The 21,911-nt window shown below is 39.1% G+C and carries 15 protein-coding genes and 1 pseudogene; 11 read left to right on the forward strand and 5 right to left on the reverse strand.

Features of this window, described 5'->3' with window-relative positions; genetic code table 11:
* Window positions 1-495 precede the first annotated feature (495 nt).
* The 3 genes from KYH19_RS05535 (at window position 496) to KYH19_RS05545 (ending at window position 5,620) form a co-directional block, all read left to right on the forward strand.
* A complete protein-coding gene (locus KYH19_RS05535) occupies window positions 496-2,184 on the forward strand; it encodes a sigma-54-dependent Fis family transcriptional regulator (protein ID WP_255562562.1) in 1,689 nt (562 codons plus the stop codon).
* A gap of 241 nt (window positions 2,185-2,425) precedes the next feature.
* Entirely contained in the window at window positions 2,426-3,916 is a 1,491-nt protein-coding gene (locus KYH19_RS05540) for a serine hydrolase domain-containing protein (RefSeq protein ID WP_219077897.1), read from the forward strand.
* 609 nt (window positions 3,917-4,525) lie between these two features.
* A complete protein-coding gene (locus tag KYH19_RS05545) occupies window positions 4,526-5,620 on the forward strand; it encodes a M57 family metalloprotease (RefSeq protein WP_219077898.1) in 1,095 nt (364 codons plus the stop codon).
* A 144-nt stretch (window positions 5,621-5,764) separates the two neighbouring features.
* On the opposite strand, the gene KYH19_RS05550 is transcribed toward KYH19_RS05545, so the two are convergent.
* A complete protein-coding gene (locus KYH19_RS05550; RefSeq protein ID WP_219077899.1) occupies window positions 5,765-6,877 on the reverse strand; it encodes a polysaccharide lyase family 1 protein in 1,113 nt (370 codons plus the stop codon).
* A gap of 469 nt (window positions 6,878-7,346) precedes the next feature.
* Between KYH19_RS05550 and KYH19_RS05555 the strand changes: the two genes are divergently transcribed.
* Window positions 7,347-9,203 carry a glycosyltransferase family 2 protein gene (locus KYH19_RS05555; RefSeq protein WP_219077900.1) on the forward strand — a complete coding sequence of 619 codons (1,857 nt, stop codon included), beginning with the start codon at window positions 7,347-7,349 and terminating at the stop codon, window positions 9,201-9,203.
* Between the two features lie 250 nt (window positions 9,204-9,453).
* Here the strand turns inward: KYH19_RS05555 and infC are convergent, their stop codons facing one another.
* The gene (gene infC / locus KYH19_RS05560) at window positions 9,454-10,023 is read right to left on the reverse strand and encodes a translation initiation factor IF-3 (RefSeq protein WP_219077901.1); all 570 of its coding nucleotides are present in this window, start codon (window positions 10,021-10,023) and stop codon (window positions 9,454-9,456) included.
* 944 nt (window positions 10,024-10,967) lie between these two features.
* On the opposite strand from infC, the gene KYH19_RS05565 reads away from it, so the two are divergent.
* Complete coding sequence (locus KYH19_RS05565) at window positions 10,968-11,537, forward strand: YeeE/YedE family protein (RefSeq protein ID WP_255562563.1); 570 nt, start codon at window positions 10,968-10,970, stop codon at window positions 11,535-11,537.
* Between the two features lie 8 nt (window positions 11,538-11,545).
* Window positions 11,546-12,040 (forward strand): DUF6691 family protein, encoded by a 495-nt coding sequence (locus KYH19_RS05570; RefSeq protein ID WP_219077902.1) that lies wholly within the window; start codon window positions 11,546-11,548, stop codon window positions 12,038-12,040.
* Between the two features lie 402 nt (window positions 12,041-12,442).
* On the opposite strand, the gene KYH19_RS05575 is transcribed toward KYH19_RS05570, so the two are convergent.
* Together KYH19_RS05575 and KYH19_RS05580 are read right to left on the reverse strand one after the other, a co-directional pair.
* Entirely contained in the window at window positions 12,443-13,714 is a 1,272-nt protein-coding gene (locus KYH19_RS05575) for a hypothetical protein (RefSeq protein ID WP_219077903.1), read from the reverse strand.
* A 274-nt stretch (window positions 13,715-13,988) separates the two neighbouring features.
* Entirely contained in the window at window positions 13,989-15,926 is a 1,938-nt protein-coding gene (locus KYH19_RS05580; RefSeq protein ID WP_219077904.1) for an LTA synthase family protein, read from the reverse strand.
* A 567-nt stretch (window positions 15,927-16,493) separates the two neighbouring features.
* On the opposite strand from KYH19_RS05580, the gene KYH19_RS05585 reads away from it, so the two are divergent.
* Complete coding sequence (locus tag KYH19_RS05585) at window positions 16,494-17,132, forward strand: DUF6266 family protein (RefSeq protein WP_219077905.1); 639 nt, start codon at window positions 16,494-16,496, stop codon at window positions 17,130-17,132.
* A gap of 333 nt (window positions 17,133-17,465) precedes the next feature.
* On the opposite strand, the pseudogene KYH19_RS24150 reads toward KYH19_RS05585, so the two are convergent.
* Window positions 17,466-17,609 (reverse strand): annotated as a pseudogene (locus KYH19_RS24150) (MBL fold metallo-hydrolase); the annotation flags it as partial.
* A 79-nt stretch (window positions 17,610-17,688) separates the two neighbouring features.
* Between KYH19_RS24150 and KYH19_RS05590 the strand changes: the two are divergent.
* The 4 genes from KYH19_RS05590 (at window position 17,689) to KYH19_RS05605 (ending at window position 21,910) form a co-directional block, all read left to right on the forward strand.
* Window positions 17,689-18,366 carry a response regulator transcription factor gene (locus KYH19_RS05590; RefSeq protein ID WP_219077906.1) on the forward strand — a complete coding sequence of 226 codons (678 nt, stop codon included), beginning with the start codon at window positions 17,689-17,691 and terminating at the stop codon, window positions 18,364-18,366.
* A complete protein-coding gene (locus KYH19_RS05595) occupies window positions 18,363-19,616 on the forward strand; it encodes a HAMP domain-containing sensor histidine kinase (RefSeq protein WP_219077907.1) in 1,254 nt (417 codons plus the stop codon). The genes KYH19_RS05590 and KYH19_RS05595 overlap by 4 nt, the downstream gene beginning before the upstream one ends.
* 195 nt (window positions 19,617-19,811) lie before the next feature.
* Window positions 19,812-20,624 carry a phosphatase PAP2 family protein gene (locus KYH19_RS05600; protein WP_255562564.1) on the forward strand — a complete coding sequence of 271 codons (813 nt, stop codon included), beginning with the start codon at window positions 19,812-19,814 and terminating at the stop codon, window positions 20,622-20,624.
* A 38-nt stretch (window positions 20,625-20,662) separates the two neighbouring features.
* On the forward strand, window positions 20,663-21,910 hold the full coding sequence (locus KYH19_RS05605; RefSeq protein WP_219077908.1) for a hypothetical protein: 1,248 nt from the start codon (window positions 20,663-20,665) through the stop codon (window positions 21,908-21,910).
* Window position 21,911: the final 1 nt, after the last annotated feature.

The following is a 21,911-nucleotide window of genomic DNA, read 5'->3' on the forward strand; positions in this document are numbered from 1 at the left end:
TATGGTAGCCTGTCGAAGGACCTGTTTAATACTCTTTAAGCTGTTTCGACAGGCTCAACATGACAGCATCTGAGTTGAAATACATTTACGGATTTCTATAGAAATATCCTCATCGCGAATTGGCAGAGAAAGCCGTCTCGCAATGAGGGTTGTTCGAGGGTAGATATCAAAGATCTGCATATTGAGGTTACCCGTTCTGTAATCACAAAAGCTCTCTCTACGATATTTCGTATCTAAAATCGCTTTTTAGCGAAATATCGTGAGTAATTTATGGTCAAAGCATTGCCAGTAATGCACCAGCGCCATATTCCTGCCTTTGGCATGTTCTTTGAATTCCCGCGGTTGAACCAGCAAGTAAAATCAATCCCTGCAGAACTAACCTCAATCGCACGGTAATGATGAATAACCATCCGGATGTTATGCGTTTTGGTGGTTGCATTAACAGTTCATTCACGCAATTTCCGGATAATTATTGGTGAGAAAACGATTATAAAAATGAGAAAACAAGAATCAGATTTTAGCAAGGATACCAATGTTAATGACAATGAAATTAAGCCTCATGCCGGTTCATATTTCGAAACACTGGCCGACACCGTAGCAGAACAAGAAAGGAATTTTACGTTAAAGGATCTGTTTCAAGGGGTATTCTCTAAACTCAATCCTCTATTCTCGATTGATTGTGGTGTGTTAATTCTGTATAACGAAGAAATGGACCACATTACAAGGGCTTATCTCACCGAAGCCATTTCTGGGAAAATATCCTGTACAGAAACCATTTCCGATCCGGTTAGCCTTTCACTCATTACAAAAGAGATTTCAGGTTTTGATTTTCCTGTGCTGAAATCGCGGCAAGACTGGATAGCTGACTTTGGTGAAAATCATTGTTTAAACAACCATCCTACAGAATACCATTTTCACTGTTATATTCCATTGGAGCATAACGGAAGGGTATTGGGTACTTTTGAACTTCATAATCACAACCGGGAACTAAGTGCAGAAGGATTGACTTTTTGTTGTAACATTGCCGATTTTATTGCAGGACTGCTGGCTGAAATAGAGAAAAAAAGTGTTTCTAAGCCTGATGTTACAGGGCCGGTTAAATCTGAAATTATAAATGAACCCAGAATACCGGCGGTTGCTGATCCAAAAATAAAGCAGTTAGAAAAGGAAATTGAAAAACTACGTACGCAGCTTGCTGAACACCTCATTTTTAAACCGGAAGAATCACCTGAAATTCTAACACACCCTGAAATTGTTGGTAGTAGTCCTGAAATGCAGGAAGTTTACAGACTGCTCAACCGGATTTCCTCCTCGGAAACTACCGTGCTCATTTTAGGCGAAACAGGAACGGGGAAAGAATTAATCGCCAAAGCCATCCATGATGAATCTGTAAGAAGTCGGAAAACTATGATTAAGGTGAACTGTGCTGCCATTCCACCCAATTTAATCGAATCAGAACTTTTTGGTCATGAGAAGGGGAGTTTTACAGGTGCCACCGAAAGGAGGATCGGCAAGTTTGAACAGGCACATGGGGGTACAATCTTCCTTGATGAAATAGGTGAATTACCACTCGATTTACAAGTAAAGTTACTTCGTGTTTTGCAGGAAAAGGAAATAGAACGTATTGGTGGTAGAGCTACTATTCCAACTGATGTGCGTATCATTTCGGCCACGAACAGAAATCTTTCTGCGGAAGTGGAGGCAGGAAGGTTTAGGCGTGATTTATATTACAGGTTAAATGTATTTCCGGTTTCATTACCACCGCTTCGAAACCGGAAATCGGATATCGCTGTGCTAGCTGCTTTTTTCTTAGCGAAATTCGCCAAAAAGTCGAATCGAAATCTTAATGGATTTTCAAAAAAAGCGATTTCCACGATGATGGCCTACAGTTGGCCAGGAAATGTACGGGAATTGGAGCACCTTATCGAAAGGCATGTGGTGATGGCAAGTGGGAATGTAATTATGGATATTGAAATTCCGGGCAATAACAAACCATCCATAGCTTCAACTAAGTCTGTTAAAACCATATTTGAAAACGAACGTGATCATATATTCACAGTTCTGGAATTATGTAACGGGCGGATTTCCGGTCCGCATGGAGCAGCAAAATTATTGGGCGTTCCAGCCACCACATTGAATTCAAAAATCAAAAAGCTTGGCCTGGCTAAAAAACACATTTATTGATGATTTTAAATCAATAATTTGCGTTATTACATAAATTCTGTAAGAAGTGGAGTTAACGCTAATATGAAAAGAGATACAGTGTTGGTGGGGTATAAAATCCACATAGTTTGTTTTTACCATGATTTTATATATGATCTTAATTTTCAGTTTGTTAGTTGGTTTTTAGTTCATGAACCAGGATCTCCTGTAACTATTTGCTAAAATCACCGTCTTTACCAGTATCTTATCAATACTTTTTTATATGAATATTTCTGCACGTATTTTAATCATCCCGATCTTATTTAGTTTAGCCTTCACCTCAGCGCACGCGCAGGAATTATCTGCGTCTGACAGTATTGATGTTTTTCTGAAAACCAAAATGCGGGAACGCAATATTCCTGCGCTCCAGATAGCTGTGGTAAGAAATGATAAAATGGTTAAGGACACCACTTTTGGTGTCGCCAACCTGGAGTACAATATCAAAGCTAATAACGAAACTGTTTTTTCCATCAATTCCATTACCAAGGCCTTTGTTGGTATTGCCATTATGCAGCTGAGTGAAGCGGGTAAGCTGAAGATTTCTGATCCTATATCTTTACATTTGGATGGTTTGCCTGAAGCCTGGAAGAAAATTACCATTAAGCAGGCAATGAGCCATATTTCTGGCCTGCCGGACATAATGGATGCCGATGAGCAGGTTTTGGGACATAACGATGAACGAGAGGCTATGGAGAAAGTTAAAGCTTTACCGATGGTATTTAATCCTGGCGAAAAATTCAGCTATAACCAGACTGGCTATGTGCTTTTAGGACAGTTGATTACTAAATTGAGCGGTATGCATTTTACGCAATTTATACAGGAACGTCAATTTGATGTGGCGGGAATGCCCTTGACCCGATTTGGCGATTCGTATGATGTTATTCCGAACTATGCAGGCGCTTATACCATGACCAGGCAAATGGGAGATAACTTTGTCCGTAATAAAGTGCCGGGTCATGCTTATATGCAGTTTCCGGTCTTTTTTAGAACTGCCGCAGGTATTCAATCCACTGCAACTGATCTGGCCCGTTGGATTATGGCTATAAATGGTGGAAAGTTACTGAAGAGACCGTCCAGTATTGATTCCTTATGGAAGCCGGCTGTGCTGAACAATGGTAAAATCGGCGGCTTCAACCGCCTTACAAACGGCTATGCGCTGGGCTGGCCCACTGTTACCAGGGAAGAGCATCCTGCTGTTGGCCCGGTGGGCGGAGGAAGATCGGCTTTATTTGTTTATCTGAAAGACAACCTTTCTATTGTCGTACTCACTAACCTGATGCAGGGAAACCCGGACCAGTTTATTGATGAGATCGCGGGTTATTATATTCCGGAAATGCATCAGGTTAATGGCTTTGGTCTGCCATCAAACCTTAAAAAACTCCGGGCTGAACTGTTGAAAACGGGTTTTGAGAAAGGTGTTGAGGTGGTCTCTGAACTAAAAAGGAAAGACCGATCTTTTCAGGTTTCGGAAAATGAGCTAAACGGCTGGGGTTATCAGCTTTTGTCTCAAAAGAATTTTAAAGCGGCATTGTCTGTTTTTAAATTAAATGTGGCCCTATATCCTCAAAGTGCGAATGCTTACGATAGCCTGGCTGAAACATTTGAAATGTTGGATAGCAAGGCTGAGGCAATGTCAAACTATAAAAAGTCACTGGCACTGGATCCAAAAAATAAACATGCAGCTGAGCGCATAGACGCACTTATCAAAAACTAGTTGATCTGTACTTACCATATATAACCTGTTTTATTCGATAAAAATCTTTTATAAATATTAATATATCGAAGATAAACCCGTGAGTGGGAATTTCAACAGAAAAGTCCTGGTCAGTATTAAATCATTCTGTATTCATGTTTATCACTTATTGATAATGGAAGCATATTGATCTTAATCGCAACCTATTACAAATGAGATTCTTCTGTTATTTTTGAACAGTTAGACTTGTAACCAGAAAGAGGCCTGTCCGAAAAACCGAACAGACCGTCTATCATGCTATAGGATTATGTAGTTAGCTATCAAATCGATTAATCTATGAGACCAATTTGTTTACTATAGATAATTGATCATGTCAAAAAAGTTAACCTAATAGAAGAACGGTCGAAGGAATTTACATTAATAACAATCTTAGCTTATGATGTAGCTGAATATTTTTTTCTTTGTATAAGAAAAAAAGGTATTTTGCATTTTTGCACTTACATGTATTGTGGATTTGCCAAGTATACACTAACTGCTACAAAATTTTAGGTAAAATTTTGTCTTTTTACATAAACGCAAAGTTACATTTCAAATAACAATTAACTATTAATCAACATTAAAATCTAAATTATGAAAAAGACAATTTACCATTTAACCTTATTCTTTACTATTATTCTCATTTTTCTGACGTCATGCTCAAAACGAGATAGTCAAATTGATAATATCATTACAAATGATGTTCTTGGCATCAGGGAAAAAGTAGCATTATTAGGCTTCGATACTACCAATATGATAATTAACAATAAAATTATCGTAGTTGAAGGGGATATCGTTTTAACGAAAGACAATTTGATCAAGGCAACCCCACGTCAAGCTACATCTGTTGACTTATCAAATGGGGGCTACCCAATAAATTATTCAAGGCATAGAGACCTTAAATATTACATCGATCCAACGCTTTCTTCTTGGGTAACAGGAATAGAATCTGCTTTTAACAATTATATAGGTTTATCCGAAGTTAATCTTCGTTTTACGAGAACCTTAAATGTTAACGAAGCTGATTTGCGCATAGAACAAGGATTATCACCGTCATCGCCATCAGGAGCTGTGGCCGATGCTTATTTTCCATCCAATGGATTAATTGGTTTCAGAATTGGTGTTAATACATCTTTTTCCTCTCTAAGCGATTCTCAAAAGACTTTTGTTATATCACACGAAGTTGGCCATACCATCGGATTCAGGCATACGAATTGGTTTGCAACTGAAAGTGCCAATGGAGTTAACAATGGTATAACAGTCGGTGCGTATACAATCCCCGGAACTCCTAATTCCGGCAATAATCCTGATCCTAATTCTGTATTTAATTCTGGTGCAGGTTTGCAGCAGGTACCAAATTGGACTAATTTTTCTTCATTTGATCTGGCTGCATTGAAAACTCTATATCCAAGATTTGGGTTTGCAGAACTAACAACGAGTCCAAATGGTTCTTTTCCAGTTAGTGTAGGCACTCAAATATCTGCAAGTGTTTACATACCGAATTGGCGAGAAGGGGGATTGACATATGAATGGTTTGTTCAAGGAGCTACAATAGTAAGTAATAACGGATCTTCAATAGAAGCAATAGTAACAGATGCCAATTCTGCTGGTATCTATTGTAAGGTAACCAATAACCATGGAGAAAGTACTGCAGTATCAAGGTCATTTGGATCGATAGCGATTGATTAATGCTTAAAAGAACTCGTTTTTAAAATTGTTCATTAGCACATTAAGCCAAAAAATCATCCGGTGAATAGCGGTAAGACCAGTATTCATCGGATGACTTTACATTTACCGAATGGGTTCCTATAGCAGCTTCGCCCTAATTATTTTTTACAGCGATGAACATGCATTGCCTGTAAGTGTTGCCCCTGCGCCGTTTGATGCCGTTACGGTAGATTTTACACTGGAAGCATTTAGTATAGTCAGGCTGTAAGGTGGCGTAAATGCATTTACACCATTACCTGAAGTATTTCCGGTTACGGCTGTAAAAAGATTATTTTTTGCCTGAACCGCTGTAGAGGTATTGTCCATCAAATCAATTGGGTTTTTCACGTTTTCAAAAACGTTTGATTCCACTAAAATATTGGCTTCAAATCCGGCCTGAATACAGCTTTTACTTACCGTACTGTTAAATAAATTATTTACAATATGCACTTTGCCAAATCTTACACGTGGCATTCTGGCTACAGCACCCTGCGCCCACCAGCAACGTACAAATGTGATCCGAAAGTGACCTCTGTCTGTAGTGGCACCATCGCTTGATCCGATCAGGTTTGAGAAGCGGTGATCATCAGATCCGCCCGAACCACCTGATTTTGGTGGTTTGAGGTAAGAAAATTTGCAATAAGATACCGTGATGTAATCTGAAATGTTTTTGAGATCAAAATTGCCATCCACACCATCTCTAAACTCGCAATGATCAACCCAGATGTTATTGCAGGCATCAACGGTTACATTGTCTTGTCCGTCAACATCATAAGCACCGGGGCCTTCAAAAATGATATTTCTGATGATGATGTTGTTACATCTCTTAATATACATAATCCCTGAATTGTCTTTTGTTTGATCGGCCGAAACAAGTTTGGCACCTGATGAACCAAAAATCGTTTTTCCGCTCTGGTCCTGAAAGGAAATTCTCCCGCCGGATGGAATGGTGATGGTTCCGTTTACCTGGATTACCTTCACGCTGGTATTTTGAATGGCTGACTTCAGTGCGGTATAAGTGGTTACCACGGTGGCCGTTACTTCGCCGCCACCGGTTGTTCCACCGTTTTGTGATGCCCAGCCCTTTGATGGGCAAACTGCTTCTGTAACAGCCATTGGTGAAGCAACGTTTTTGTTCGTGGTCTCATTGCTTTCAGATTGATTACTTTTTTTGCACGCAGGCAAAGAAAATGCCATGGCAGCAGCCATCAGGCATGTTAATAAATACTTGTTTCTCATGTTGAATTTAATTTGGTTAGAAGAATTGTGTTGGAATCATGCGGGCTTTCTCTGTGCGTCGGAATATATCATTCGGTATGTATTTGTTAAATTACAGTTAATGAATATATTATTGTCTTTTTGTGTTGAATATATTTGTGCAATCGTTCACGGGATCGATTGCGGTATCATTATGCTCATAAAGTGTTGATCAATAATAGTGAAGTTTGTGCAGTGAGCTTTAACGTTTTTCTCCTTTAATATTTCTTATGCAGGAGCAGGAAGGCATAAGAAATTCCCGCAAAATTATGCATTAAAAACCTGCGTGGATCATTTTGAATCTGTAGTACTATTCTATTCCATAATGCAATAAATAATATTTATTATTGTATACCGGGGTACCCCGTAAAGTTTGATAATCAAATAATTTTTAACGCGTTGGTAATGGGGTGCAGAACATGTGTATTCGCTTGCCACTTCTCTCTAAAGAATGAAAAATAAAGGCATTAGTGTGATTATGCCCACTTACAGGCATGGCGCATTTATCTCAGGTGCGATCACCAGTTTGCTGAACCAGGCATTTCAAGACTGGGAATTGATTATCATTATTGATGGTAGTACTGATGCTACCCTTGAGGTGGTAGAACATTACCTCCACGATCATCGGATCAGGTACTTATATAATGCTGATAATGAAGGCCTGGGTGCTGCCATTAATAAAGGGCTTGAACAGGCATCATGTGCCTATATCAGCTACCTGCCCTCTGATGATTTATACTTTAAGGATCATTTACAGTTGCTATGGAATCTGGCACTAGCTAATCCGGATGATGCTTTTTTCTGTTCGGGTGCAAAACACAATTATAAAGATGATCATACTGGCAGTAGCGGGCAGAAAAGTTTTGGCGCCTTTATAGATATAGGCTATCAGTTGGTACAGGTGATGCATAAAAAAACAGCTCACAGGTGGCTGGAGAGGAATGAGTTGGTGACCGATAGCTTGCATGATATGTTCTGGAATAAACTGCTGGATGGCGCAACGCCGAAGTTTACCATGGAAATTACAACGGAATGGGTTTCCCATCCTGTCCAGCGGCATAAAATCATCAGTGAACGCTGGGGTGGGGGGATCAATCTGTACAAGCAGTTTTACCTGGTCAATCAAAAAATCAGGTTTAAATCGGCTTTTGGCGGATTGATAGATGAAACTACTGAATACCTGGACTTAGATGATCTTCCTGTAGTATCAAGAGACTTACCATTAAAAATTTTACTTGTTGGTGAGTTGTCTTATAATGCCGAAAGGGTTCTGGCTTTTGAAGAAAAAGGCCATCAGTTGTATGGTTTGTGGATGGACGAACCTTCTTTTTATAATGCAGTTGGTCCGCTTCCTTTTGGAAATATTACAGACATTCCAAAAGATAACTGGCAGCAGGCGGTTAGAGAATTGAAACCAGATATCATTTATGCACTCTTAAATTTCAGGGCGATACCATTCATTCATCAGGTGATGCGTGCAGATTTGGGTATCCCACTGGTGTGGCATTTTAAGGAAGGACCATTTTTCTGCAGGCAAAATGGCCTATGGAATAAAATGATTGATCTTTTTCAGTATGCTGACGGAATAATCTTTTTAAATCCAGAAATTAAACGCTGGTATGAACAGTTTTTTCATTTTGAGGTGCCTTTCAGCATAATCGTGGATGGGGACTTGCCGCATATCTCAAGGTTTAAGGGGAAACCAGGCAGACTGATTTCAGAACAGGATGGGGAAATGCATACCGTGGTTCCGGGAAGGCCGATGGGGCTTTTACCTGCTGATATACTAGAATTGGCTAAAAGAAAGATTCACTTACATCTCTATGGAGATTTTTACCATAGTGTTTATAAATCATGGATAGATGAGGCCAATGTATTGGCACCGGGCTATCTCCATCTGCACCCGGCCTGTGTGCCGCAAAATTGGGTAGAAGAACTCTCGAAGTATGATGCCGGCTGGCTGCACGTTTTTGATTCAGAAAATAACGGTGAATTAATGAAAGCCAATTGGCTTGATTTTAACTTTGCAGCGAGGATGTCGACATTAGGAGCAGCAGGACTTCCCATGATCCAGCGGGATAATACCGGGCATATCTGTGCTTCCCAGGCTTTTACCCGTAAAAATGGATTTGGAATTTTTTATCAATCATACGATGATTTGGCTGCACAGCTTGGTAATACTGCAGAAATGAATCGCATGCGGCAGGAAATATGGCATAAGAGAGAAGTCCTGAGCTTTAACCATTATATTGATGATGTTTTATATTTCTTGAGAAAGGTAATGGAATCAAAGAAAAGACGTCTTTAAAAGCTGATTGAAGGAGAATGATTCTTACGGGTAAGAAGGACAGCCTTCCTAGGCTTTAAATTAACTGTGTTAATTTTTTCTGCTCATAAAAATGCCCCCATAATTAGCTAAATTTGGGGGGCAATGCATATGGTAACGTGCTTCATTTTTACTCAAAGCCTGATTTTTAATCAAATCTTGAAGCACTGTCACAATTGTTTTTGTAAATCAATGATCAGTAAATGATGTGGCAGCGCGTTTTTTTAAGGATTTATTTTTTTCCTGCTTTTGGTGCCAAGGTCAAAAACATCCGCTTTCCTTCTAGTTTTGGTAATAACTCTACTTTGCCTACCTCTTCGAGGCCTTGCGCAAATTTCAGCAGCAGTATTTCTCCCTGATCTTTATAAACAATCGATCTTCCTTTGAAATGCACAAAGGCACGCACTTTTTCTCCGCTTTCCAAAAAGGAAACGGCATGTTTGAGCTTGAACTGAAAGTCATGCTCATCGGTATTCGGTCCGAAACGGATGTCCTTGATGATGGTCTGTTTCGCCTTGCTTTTGATTTCCTTCTGTTTTTTCTTCTGTTCGTAAAGGAATTTGCTGTAATCGATGATACGGCAAACTGGTGGTGTGGCGTTCGGGGAAATTTCAACCAGATCTAAATCCAGTTCTCCTGCCAGTTTGAGTGCTTCTGCCAGCGGATAGATATTCGTCTCAATATTATCTCCGGTTAAGCGTACCTCCGGGGAGGTGATAAAATTATTAATTTTGTGTTCTGCTTCTTTTTTTTTGAAGGGCAAGCGTGGCCCCCTGTAAAATCCTGCTTTTTTTAATGCCAAATTTGAAAAGTTTTAATGAAAAAATTGTTTAACTGGAGCGGTTAATTTTGGGATGAACGATAATATAGCTTTTTATGCCCATATATCCAAACCTGTAGTTGAAATGATGAATTTATACGTGATTTTATTACACTGATATGCACTTAGGCGGATTTAGACCTGAGGGAATCAGTTGAGATAAAAACCGATCACCATTTAACTTGTGGTGATTTGATTTGCTGCCTTGTTTTCAATCCTCAGTGCTTCAGAGGTAATTAGTATAAAACCGGATATAAGGAGCAAAATAGCCAAAACCCGGAGGACCTTTTCCGTATTCTTGGTGTTAACCATCCTGTCAGGGCAGGTAAATCTGCTGATCCCTGTCACTTTTCTCCGTTCGTTTCTGCGCCATAGCGCAAAGAGGAAAATGAAGGTGCCAAAAACTAGCAGTAAGATGCCGCTAACCAGCGGTATTGTGGTGAAATTGAATGTATCTTGTGTTTCTATCATATAAAATAGACCAACAGGTAGCAAAAAAGTTTAAAATAATATTTTTTTGGCTGTTATACAGGTTGTCTTAAAGGAAAATCCTAACTCAATTTCTACAAATTCTAATTGCCGGCTTACCAATTTTTTGGTTGAGTCTTCTAAAAAATAAATACGAAGATTAACTTAACTATCTAACTGTTTGAAGAGCCTTATCAAGTATATGCCTGGTAGTTTTATACGCCTTCACTACCTTTCAGCTATGCCGTCTGAAACGAAGCAAGTAGCTCTTTCCGATTATTATTCTTTTGCATCAAAATAAGCATCACAATAAAATGTAAGCTATTCTGGAGAAAATCCATTAAACTAACTATTTCGTGATTAATATCAGATGATGATTTAATACATTTATGGAATTTTTTATCGTTGTTTGAGACAATAGATAACGTAAAATTGACTGAAGCAATTAAATAGATTACATGAATATATTAGAGTATTTAAAGCAACCCTGGCCCTGGTACATCGCCGGTCCGCTAATTGGATTAACGGTGCCCGCACTGTTGATACTCGGCAACAAGTCGTTTGGCATCAGCTCTTCTTTGAGACATATCTGTGCGGCCTGCCTGCCTGCAAACATCTCTTTTTTTAAGTACGATTGGAAAAAAGAAGCATGGAATTTGTTTTTTGTTTTTGGAATTTTGATAGGTGGTGGCATTGCGATGGGCATTCTTTCTAACCCAAACCCTGTTGTTGTTAATCCAAAACTGGCCACGGAGTTAGCAGGTTACGGCATTACCAATTACGATAACTTAATCCCACTAGACATTATGAATTGGCCGGCGTTACTTACGTTGAAAGGTTTTCTGCTTATGGTAGCTGGTGGGTTTTTAGTGGGTTTTGGTACACGGTATGCTGGTGGCTGTACCAGCGGACACGCCATTATGGGCTTGTCTAATTTGCAATGGCCATCATTAATAGCCACCATTTGTTTTATGGTTGGCGGTTTCATTATGGCCAATTTAATTTTACCTCACATTTTAGCCCTCTAAAAATCATCATGGTACAACATAAAAACACAGATTTTGAAACCCAGACTTTAGATGCGGTGTGCGTAAACGAAGGTCAATTAACACCCAAATGGTATCACAACATCAAATACCTGATTGTGGGGGTATTGTTTGGTATTGTCTTCGTTAAATCAGAAGTGGTAAGCTGGTTTCGGATCCAGGAGATGTTTCGCTTTCAATCGTTTCACATGTATGGCATTATTGGGAGTGCCATAGTGGTAGGGATGATCTCTGTTTGGTTGATCAAAAAGTTCAATATTAAAACCATTCATGGCGAAAGGATCGAATTTCATCCGAAGACTTTCAATAAAGGCCAGATATATGGCGGCTTGCTATTCGGCTTAGGTTGGGCAACTACAGGAGCATGTCCGGGGCCACTTTTTGCACAAATTGGCACGGGTGCAACGGTTATTTTTGTTACGCTTTTAAGTGCTATTGCAGGTACCTGGGTGTATGGACTACTCAGAGACAGGTTGCCGCATTAATTTATCTATGTGATAAGAAACAGGTTGTTACTTATGTACATAATTGCCTACCCTTTCTATTCTTTATTGATGTAGATCTTTCTAAGTGTGAATCCCAAATCGTTGCATTAGTTAAGTTTAGTAAAGAGATTTCACCAAACTGATGCAGGGAAATCCGGATCCGTTTATCGATGAGATCGCAGGTTAATGGCTTTTGCTAAACGGCTGGGCTTATCAGCTTTTGTCTCAAAAAATACAAGTATTTATAAATGCGATTCTGCTGTTATTTTGAACAGTTAGCGATGTAACCAGAAAGAAGCCTGTCCGAAAAATCGAACAGGTCATTTTTTATTCACCTGGTTGGGAATGAAATCCTGCTGTCTGAATCCATCATGACTATCATGCTGTAACCGGTAATAAACTTTAATAAGAAACGAGCGTAGTAACGCTGGATGCCGCCAGGTTTATGCCAAAACTACCGCCTGATACAGCGAAGTTGTTTGAGCTAAGATTGGCCGAGCTGGTTGTGAAATAGCGGTTAAATCCGCCCACTGTTATTCCTGAATAACTGAAAGTTTGATTGGTGACTGATGGATTTTGGTTTACAATAACCAATACTAGTTTTGTGCCACTTTTATAAGCAGTAACATAAACACCTGTACTGGGGTTTGATGTACAGCTGATTTTGGTATATCCGGGACGGACATACCTCGCGTAATGTGCCATGATATAGCCAACTTTTTGAATATTGCCGCTTTCACTGATTGGGCCGTAACTTCTTCTGATGTACCACCATACATAGGCACTCCATCCGGAATTCATACAGTCGTGTATTTCTTTGGCAGCAGTCATGGCATTTGACCAGTCGTCTCCACTGATATTTGAATTTGTATAATGTTCTGTCATCCATACGGGTTTACCAACGTTGCCCAGGTTGTAAGGGGTCTTACCATATATATGTCCGCAAACGAAGCTGGTTTTAGATTTTGCTGTGGCATTGCTTAGGTAAGTGTTAATGTAGGTTTGATTCATCTGGAAGGGTTCTGGTGCCATAATCGGGGCACCACAATTGCTGCCCTGGGCAGCAACAAAGTCTGCTACTTCAGGAGCGGTGAGTTCCATAGATTCGTAATTAACCTTATAATCTGGTTCATTTGTAGGACTAATCGCAGCAAGCCCGCCAACTGCGGTGTTAAATGCACTTAAATGTGCAGCATAACTTGCGTAAGATGCTGTTTTTATTTTGCCGCCTACAATACTTCCGTTGGTCTTCATTGATGCAGGTGCTGACCAGGCGGAGGCAATCGCTGAGCCGCCGAACGACTTGCAGGCATCTATGGTCGCTTTTTCAGCGGCAAATTCTGAACTGGAATTGGGAACCCGAACCCGAACGATGCTAAGTCCGATGCCACTTGTAGGTGAGAACGCGGTATTTCTTTGGGTGCTTGTCAGGTCGCCGGTCCAGGCAACGATATTTGCTCCGCCAAAACCCTTGATGGTTTGTTGAACAGTTGAAGCATCAATTTGTGCTATGCCCTGAACGGCCAAAGCAGCTGTGGCTCCACCCAGGGAGTCAGGTTTCATAGCGGCTAATGTTTGCTGAGTTAATTTTGGATCTGAAGTGTTGATCTCGTTTTTAGAACAGCCCGCAAACAATAGCGCTGATGCGAGCGCGCATAATAGTGTTTTTTTCATAATTAAATTCGGTTAGATGTTTAATTGTCAATTTTAACCAACCTGACGATTTTTAAATGCGTCAAATAGTTTTTTTTAAGGAAGAGATGTTGAAAACAACTATAACAGGTTTTATATTATGATTAGTTTTAATCCTGCAGCCGCTCAAAAAAGGCTTAGCGTACAAAACTATCCTGGCAATTATAAAGATCAGAAGTCTGATAAAAGCTGCAGTCAGTTGGGTTTTATAAACATGCTGCAGCTAATATTATGCTGGTGGTTAAATTTATCGGGGTTACTTTTTAGACTCAAAACCATACAAACCATTTTGGTAGAGGTATGATGCCATCTGGTAATTGGATATAGCCTCATTAATCAATTTCTGATCTGCTGGTATGGCTACAGCATTTCCATTAATAAAATCGGGTTTGTAAGTAGCCGCTTTTTTATTCGGATCGAGAATAACCAGTTTATTATTTTTAATGTAACCTAAACTCTGGTAAGTGCTTATAAATGCCCTTTCTTCGCTATCTTTCATTCTAAATACATCCTGGCCAAAAAACTTACTGTCGTAGCTGAAATTCAGGTAGCCCAAAATGGTTGGGCCGATATCAATCTGTGCGGTAAGTTTTCCGAATTTGCCTGGTGCAATGTGTCCTGGGCTGTAAAAAATCATGGGAATATGATATTTATCTACCGGTAGCTGTACTTTACCAGCACTAGAAGCACAGTGATCAGCTACAATAACAAACAAGGTGTTCGCAAACCAGGGTTTTTGTTTTGCTTCGCGAATAAACTTGCCGATAGCGTAATCAGTATATTTAACTGCTCCCTCTCTGCCGGTGTGCGATGGAATATCAATCCTTCCTTCAGGATAGGTATAAGGGCGGTGGTTAGAAACCGTCATAATCTGTGCGAAGAAAGGTTTCTTGTTTTTATAATCCTTATCCAGCTCCCGTAACGATAGTGTAAATAAATCTTCATCAGCAACCCCCCAAATATTCGAATAATGGATTTCTGAATCCTGAAGTGAACTTCTGTCCGTTACCTGATAACCATTATTAGAAAAAAACTCGTTCATATTATCGAAATACCCATAACCACCATAAATAAACCTGCTGTTGTAGCCTTTAGAACGAAATATGCTGCCTAAGGTGAACAGGTTTTTATTATCCGGACGTTTAACAATCGATTGCCCGGGAGTAGGTGGGATGCAAAGTGAAAGTGCTTCCAGACCACGCACGGTACGCGTTCCCGAAGCATATAAATTGTTGAATAACAAACCTTCTTTTGCTAACGAATCCAGCTGTGGCGTAATGTGTTGCGTATTGCCAAATGCACTCAAAAACTCAGCACTTAAACTTTCTACACTGATCAGTACCACATTCATTTTGTTTTCAGTACCTGTGTTACTGATGGTTCTGGATGTATTTTTAAATGCTCCGTTTTTGGAAGTTGAATCTTGTTGCAGTAAATGACTCAGAATAGCTGCTGCATTGTTAATCGGTAGCGTTTTATAAAAAGTATTATAATCCAATTGATTGTTCCAGAAGGCAAATCCAAAATCGTACATACCATTACCCGAAAGCTCATTTACATATTGATTTTTGCTGTAATACTTCCATTTATGGCTTACCCCAAAATAAGTAAGCACAGGAAGGCACAAAAGAATCAGGGCAATTATACTGCGTTTGCCGAAACTGGTTTTATGGGTTGTAGAGGAGGTAATGAAATTTCTTAAGCAATAAACAATTAGCAATGTGGCAATAACCAGGCCTACCATAATACTGTTAATGGGGTAAGATTGGCGGATATTTCCAATAACTTCTGTGGTATACACCAGGTAATCGACCGCTATGAAATTATAACGAACCGAAAATTCTTCCCAGAAAAACCATTCTGAGATGGCATTGAAAATAAGGGTAAAAACAACAAAGAAAAAGTAGATGAACAACAATATCCTGTTGAATTTGCTGGTGTACCATTTGGAAGGGAATATCCATAAGTAAATTACAATTGGAATTACCGCAAAAGACGCAGCCGCAAGGTCGTAAAATAGACCAACAACCAGAATTTTAAGGAGATTCAAGATCGACCAATCAACAGCAGATGCACTATAAATTAATAGGGCCACTCTAGTAATCAATGAAATGCTGCACAATAGTGCGACAACTAAAAAGACTGGTCCAAACCTGTGGTTTAGTACCCTATTTGTTTTTTCTTTAATGCTCATAATTAATGATGGATCCAAAGCTTAAATTTTACTTGCCAGGTATTAAGTAATTTGGCGAAGGTAGTTTTCAATTCTGAAGAAATCCTGAAGGTTTGGTTAGGCTTAAAGGTATTATTAAAGTATTATACTTAATAATTTATTAATCTTATTTTAATCTGGGGTGTGATCCAGGGAAATCGCTTTTAACATTTCTCTGATAATTCTTCTTCTTTCTGCGCATGCCTAAGCGTTATGTTTGGCACGGAAGCACGAAAAATACGGAAAGACTTTAATTTCCTCCGTGATTTCTGTGTTTCCGTGGCTAATTAATTTCTGCACATGTTTTAAAAGCAATTTCCCTTTGGTATGCTCAATTACCACGCTACTTTCTATTGTTAAACTTATTCCTATAATACAGGTATAAAAGCGTAACCGTTACGATGGACTTTCGATGCACTTAAGCCGGGGTTTCGTCGGACTTATGACAATTGTATCCGAATAAAAGCCGGCTTAAGTCAGAAATAAATACAGCTTATTTGTTTATTAATCAGTAATTTACTATGTTGTATAGCCTAAGCTAATGCAATCATGGGAAAAATAGAAAACGGAATTAATGGCGGCTTCACCGGGACAGTAGGTGCCGTGACCGGTTATTACCTGAACGGGAAATGGGTCATCAGGAGCAAACGCAAAAAATCCATCACAAACAAAACCGGTAGTGCTGATCAAAAGGCCAGCAGATCCCGTTTTACCATGATGCAGACCTTCTTAAGCCCTATGGTTGCTTTTATCAGGATTGGTTTTAACCTGGAATCGAAAAAACGCATGATGACCGCCCATAATGTTGCAAAATCGTATAATATGCTAAATGCACAAAATATTGCCGGCGAAATCGACTATGCCTCGATACGTTTAAGCTTTGGAAATGCCAGCGGAGCCGAAGGTGTTCAACTGGAGAAGGATGATGCAGGCGTATATTTCAGCTGGATTGATAATTCAAATGGCAATAATACAAGGAAATATGATCAGGTAATGCTGATGGCGTATGATGTGGACAATAAAACGGCTGTATTCGAAACAGGCGGTGCCAGGCGATTTAAAGAAAGGGATACCCTGGCGCTACCCTCCTTTTATAAGGGCAGGACCTTCCATACCTGGATTGCTTTCATTGCAGACGATAGAATGGAAATATCGATGAGCAGCTATTGTGGCAGTTTCGTTTTTTAATAGTGGTAATAACCTGAGTTCGATTAATATTTACAGCAATTATCTGCTTTTTATCGTTCTAGGCTAGGCGTCACGTCATGCTGAATTTATTTTACAAGTAGAGATGATGTTTTCAATTGCCTTTTAGCAACTTCGTGGTCAGCATCTTATTTGCAGGAAAGGCCCTGAAATGAATCCGATACCTATCGGATCAGGGTGACGACCCGTTTATGCAAAATGTTTATACAGAACAATAAATGAGCATTATTAATCGAACTGAGGTTAATAATTTAATTTATCTGTCAAATTAACACTCAAAACTAAGCCCGTCATAAGCCAGCCTGATGTTCGGTGGTAAGTCATTTGTGCGCCAACCCTTTGTGCAAATTCAATTGCCTCATTTAAGGTGAAATGAGAGATGTGCGGCTCTTTTTGCAAAGCATTTAATACCAATATCTTTGTTCCTTTTATTTTTTCAAAACTTTGCTCCGATATCGTTTAATTTACTGGAATGGTAATCGTATTTTTAATTTTCAGGTTTTAATGATTACTTTATGTTTAACGAAATAATTAACCAATGAAAATTTTAGTCATTGAGGATGAACAGGCTTTATTAGAAAGTATCCTTGCTTATTTTACAGGCGAGGGCAACATTTGCGAGCATGCTTCAGATTTTGCCGCTGCCAATGAAAAAATATCACTTTATAGCTATGATTGTATTCTTTTGGATCTAGGTTTGCCCGGTGGGGAAGGACTGGAACTGTTAACCAAGCTTAAACAACTAAAAAAAAGAGATGGAGTATTAATTATTTCTGCACGCCACTCTTTAGATGATAAATTGATGGGGCTGGATCTTGGTGCAGATGATTACTTGGTTAAGCCTTTTCATTTGTCAGAGCTTAAAGCGCGTGTAAGTGCTATTATCCGCAGAAAAAATTTTGACGGCAACAATGTTATTCTTTTCAACGAGATAACCATTGATGTTTCAGCAATGAAAATTACCGTTAAAGGCAATCAGGCATTCCTCACCAAAAAAGAGTTCGACCTGTTGGTGTATTTTCTTTCTAACCGTAATAAAGTGGTCACTAAAAATGCAATGGCCGAGCATCTTTGGGGCGATGAAATGGACCTGTCGGATGATTTCGACTTTATTTATACTCACGTTAAAAATCTCCGTAAAAAACTGCTCGAAGCCGGAGCAGCAGATTATCTTCGTTCTGTTTATGGGATAGGCTATAAATTTGGCGATATATGAAACTCTCCAACCGTTACAATAAGGCAAATATTTTAACCTCTATCTTTGTATTAATCATTACGGGCATTATTTACTACGTTGTAATCCATTTTATTTTAACCGAAAAATTAGATCGCGATTTAGCTGTTGAAGAAAATGAAATTAACCAGTATGTAAACACTTTCCATAAACTCCCTTTACCTGCAAGCTATCTCGATCAACAGATATCATATAAAACCCTAAACGGAATTAATTCAGAAAGAGAATTTCTAAATACCATTTATTTTAACCCGAAAGAACGTGAAAACGAACCTGGGCGGAGTCTCGTCACCGTTGTACATTTAGATGGTAAAACCATAGCGGTAACCATAACCAAATCGAGGGTAGAATCAGAAAACCTGATTAGGATCATTCTTTTAATAACGCTCGGAATTACGGTTGTTTTGCTTTTATCCTTATTGCTGATCAACAGGTTTGTACTGAACAGGCTTTGGCGTCCCTTTTATTCTATTTTGAGCCGGATGAAAGCTTTCGAAGTAACCCGAATGGATACTATTGAACAAGAGCCAACTAAAATTGATGAGTTTAACGAGCTTAATAAGTCTGTAAATGCCATGGCCGAAAGGGTAAGGCAAGACTATAAGGAACTAAAAAGTTTTACTGATAATGCCTCGCACGAAATGATGACTCCATTAGCCGTAATTAATTCTAAATTAGATTCTTTGCTGCAAACAGAGTCGTTTACCGAGCAGCAGGGCGCATTATTGGAAGATATTTATCATGCCACGGGCAAATTATCAAGATTGCATCAATCGCTATTATTGTTGGCCAAAATTGAAAATAACCTGATTCCCGATTTTCAGCATATCGAACTTAAAGAAATAGTAGAGGCGAAGACTCGCCAGTTTCAAGAGTTATTGGAAAAAGACGGACTGATCCTGACAGAAGATCTTGCCCCGGTTGAGGTTAAAATGAGCCGTTACCTGGCAGATATTCTGTTGAACAATCTTTTTAGTAATGCGGTACGGCATAATGTAAGTGGTGGGTACATTCATGTTAAACTTGATCAGCAGGGCTTAATCATTTCCAATTCTGGAAACCCAGGTCATCTGCAAACCAAAATCTTCGATCGCTTTTCAAAAGCTATAGATTCTGAAGGCATGGGGCTGGGGTTAGCCATAACCAAACAGATCTGTAACCTTTATGGCTTTCGCATCGGTTATCACGAAGAAAGTGGTGAACATGTTTTTACAGTCTATTTTGGTGGTTAATGTGTTCGTTTTTTACACATCGTCATGCTGAACCTGTTTCACTGTTGTCTGATAAAAATTTGATGTGGTGATGGGTGTTACCACCTGTCATTATCGAATTACTCATTACGAATCTGATTTAAAAAATAGTTTCGTTCACCCATATCTTCAGAATTTCTCCATAATTCAATCATATTTTTGATTAAAAGTTAAACTATGAAAAGGTTTTTAGGAATGCTGTTGATTATGGTAATTTATACCAGTCAAACTTATGCCACTGCCGTTATTCATTCGATCCAAATTATAGATTCTGTTAAAAATGTTCCTGCAGATTCGTTAGGACGATGGTATGCTGGTAATCCGATCCAGAAAAGAAGGTTTCAGGCAACAGCATTTATTGCACCGGTTTTACTTGCCGGCTACGGTTTTGCAGCTGTTTATGATCATGGTGCGTTAAAACAACTGGATATAAGTACCAGGGCAGAATTACAGGAAGATCATCCTTTATTTGCGGCCCATGTTGATGATTATCTTCAATTTGCACCTGCTGCTGCCGTATATGCACTAAATTTATCAGGTATAAAAGGTAAACACAATTTGTTTGATGCTTCGATGTTATATGCTACATCAGCTGCAATTATGGGTGTTTCTACCCATTTTGTGAAACAGGGCGTTGGTAGAGAACGGCCTGATGGATCGGGGACAAATTCTTTTCCTTCAGGGCATACCGCTTCTGCATTTATGGCTGCTGAATTTCTGCACCAGGAGTATAAAGATGTTAACCCATGGATAGGTTATGCTGGTTATTTTGTTGCAACGGCAACCGGAACATTGCGGATGTATAATAATAAACACTGGTTTAGTGATGTTGTGGCCGGTGCCGGATTCGGGATTGCTTCCACAAAGATATCTTATCTTGTATATCCATATATCAAAAGCCTTTTTACCACAAAAAAAGATGGGAATTTTACATTTATGCCCTTCCACCAACAAGGTAGCACGGGTTTAATGCTTTCGGGCAGATTTTAATATTGTTCAATATTTTTTTGAATTGAAATCATCCAAAAATGAATATAAAGTTGAAATGCCTGATTCTATGCTTGATTACTTTTTGGGTGACTGGTGCTGTGGCGCAAACGGTCTCAAAAAATCTCGATTATTATTTAAAACAAGCTGAATTTACAAGTCCGGTACTTAAGGATTTGCAGAACCAACAACGTTCGGCTGGGATAGATAGTTTAATTGTTCGGGCTACCGGAGGTCCACAGGTTACGGCCAGTTCTGCAGGAATGTATGCGCCAATTGTTCGTAGTTATGGTTATGATGAAGTGCTTACCAATGGACAGGCGTTAGAAGCACTACTTAATGTGAATTATGATCTGCTGAACAAGAAACGTATCAATAACCAGCTTGAGGCCATTAAAATCCAAAACGATTCCATTAAATATGCCGGACAACTGTCACTGTATGATTTGCAAAGATCTATTGCCGATCAGTATATTTTGGCCTATGCCAGCCAAGAGCAGGTAGGTTTTAATAGGGAAGTGGTTACGCTGCTCGAACAAGAAGAAGCACTGTTTAAAAAATTAACAAGAAGCAATATTTATAAACAATCAGAATATTTAACTTTTCTGGTTACGCTACAACAACAACAGTTGGTAGTAAAACAGGCCGAACTACAGTTTAAAAATGATTATGCCACTTTAAACTATCTGGCGGGCATTGCTGATACCACACAAGTTAAGTTAGCTGATCCCCAATTGCAGGTCGCCAGCACCTCAATTGATCATAGCTTTTTTAATAAACGTTTTGATATAGACAGTTTAAAAAACATCAATCAAAAAAACGCGATCAACTTTAACTATAAACCCAAACTTGGAGTGTATGCAAATGGTGGGTATAATTCTTCATTTGTTTTGCAACCCTATAAAAATTTTGGTTCAAGTATTGGCTTTACTTTTTCAGTTCCCATTTACGATGGTCATCAGAAAAAAATGCAGTACAATAAGCTCAGTCTTTCTTCTAAAACCATATCTGGTTACCGCGATTTTTTTGTTCGACAACAGCAACAGCAGCTAAATCTGATCCGTCAACAGATTAACCAGACTGATGCGCTTTTTCCAAAAATTAACGAGCAGATCCGTTTTAGCAAGGGTTTGATCGAGGTAGATAGCAAATTGATGCATACTGGCGATTTAAAAGTGGCCGATTTTGTTATTGCGATCAACAACTATATGGCCGCTCAAAATTTATTGCGCCAAACGAATATTAACCGTTTAAAACTGATCAATCAATTTAATTACTGGAACCGATAAC

It is taken from the genome of Pedobacter sp. D749 (assembly GCF_019317285.1).
Taxonomy (GTDB): domain Bacteria; phylum Bacteroidota; class Bacteroidia; order Sphingobacteriales; family Sphingobacteriaceae; genus Pedobacter.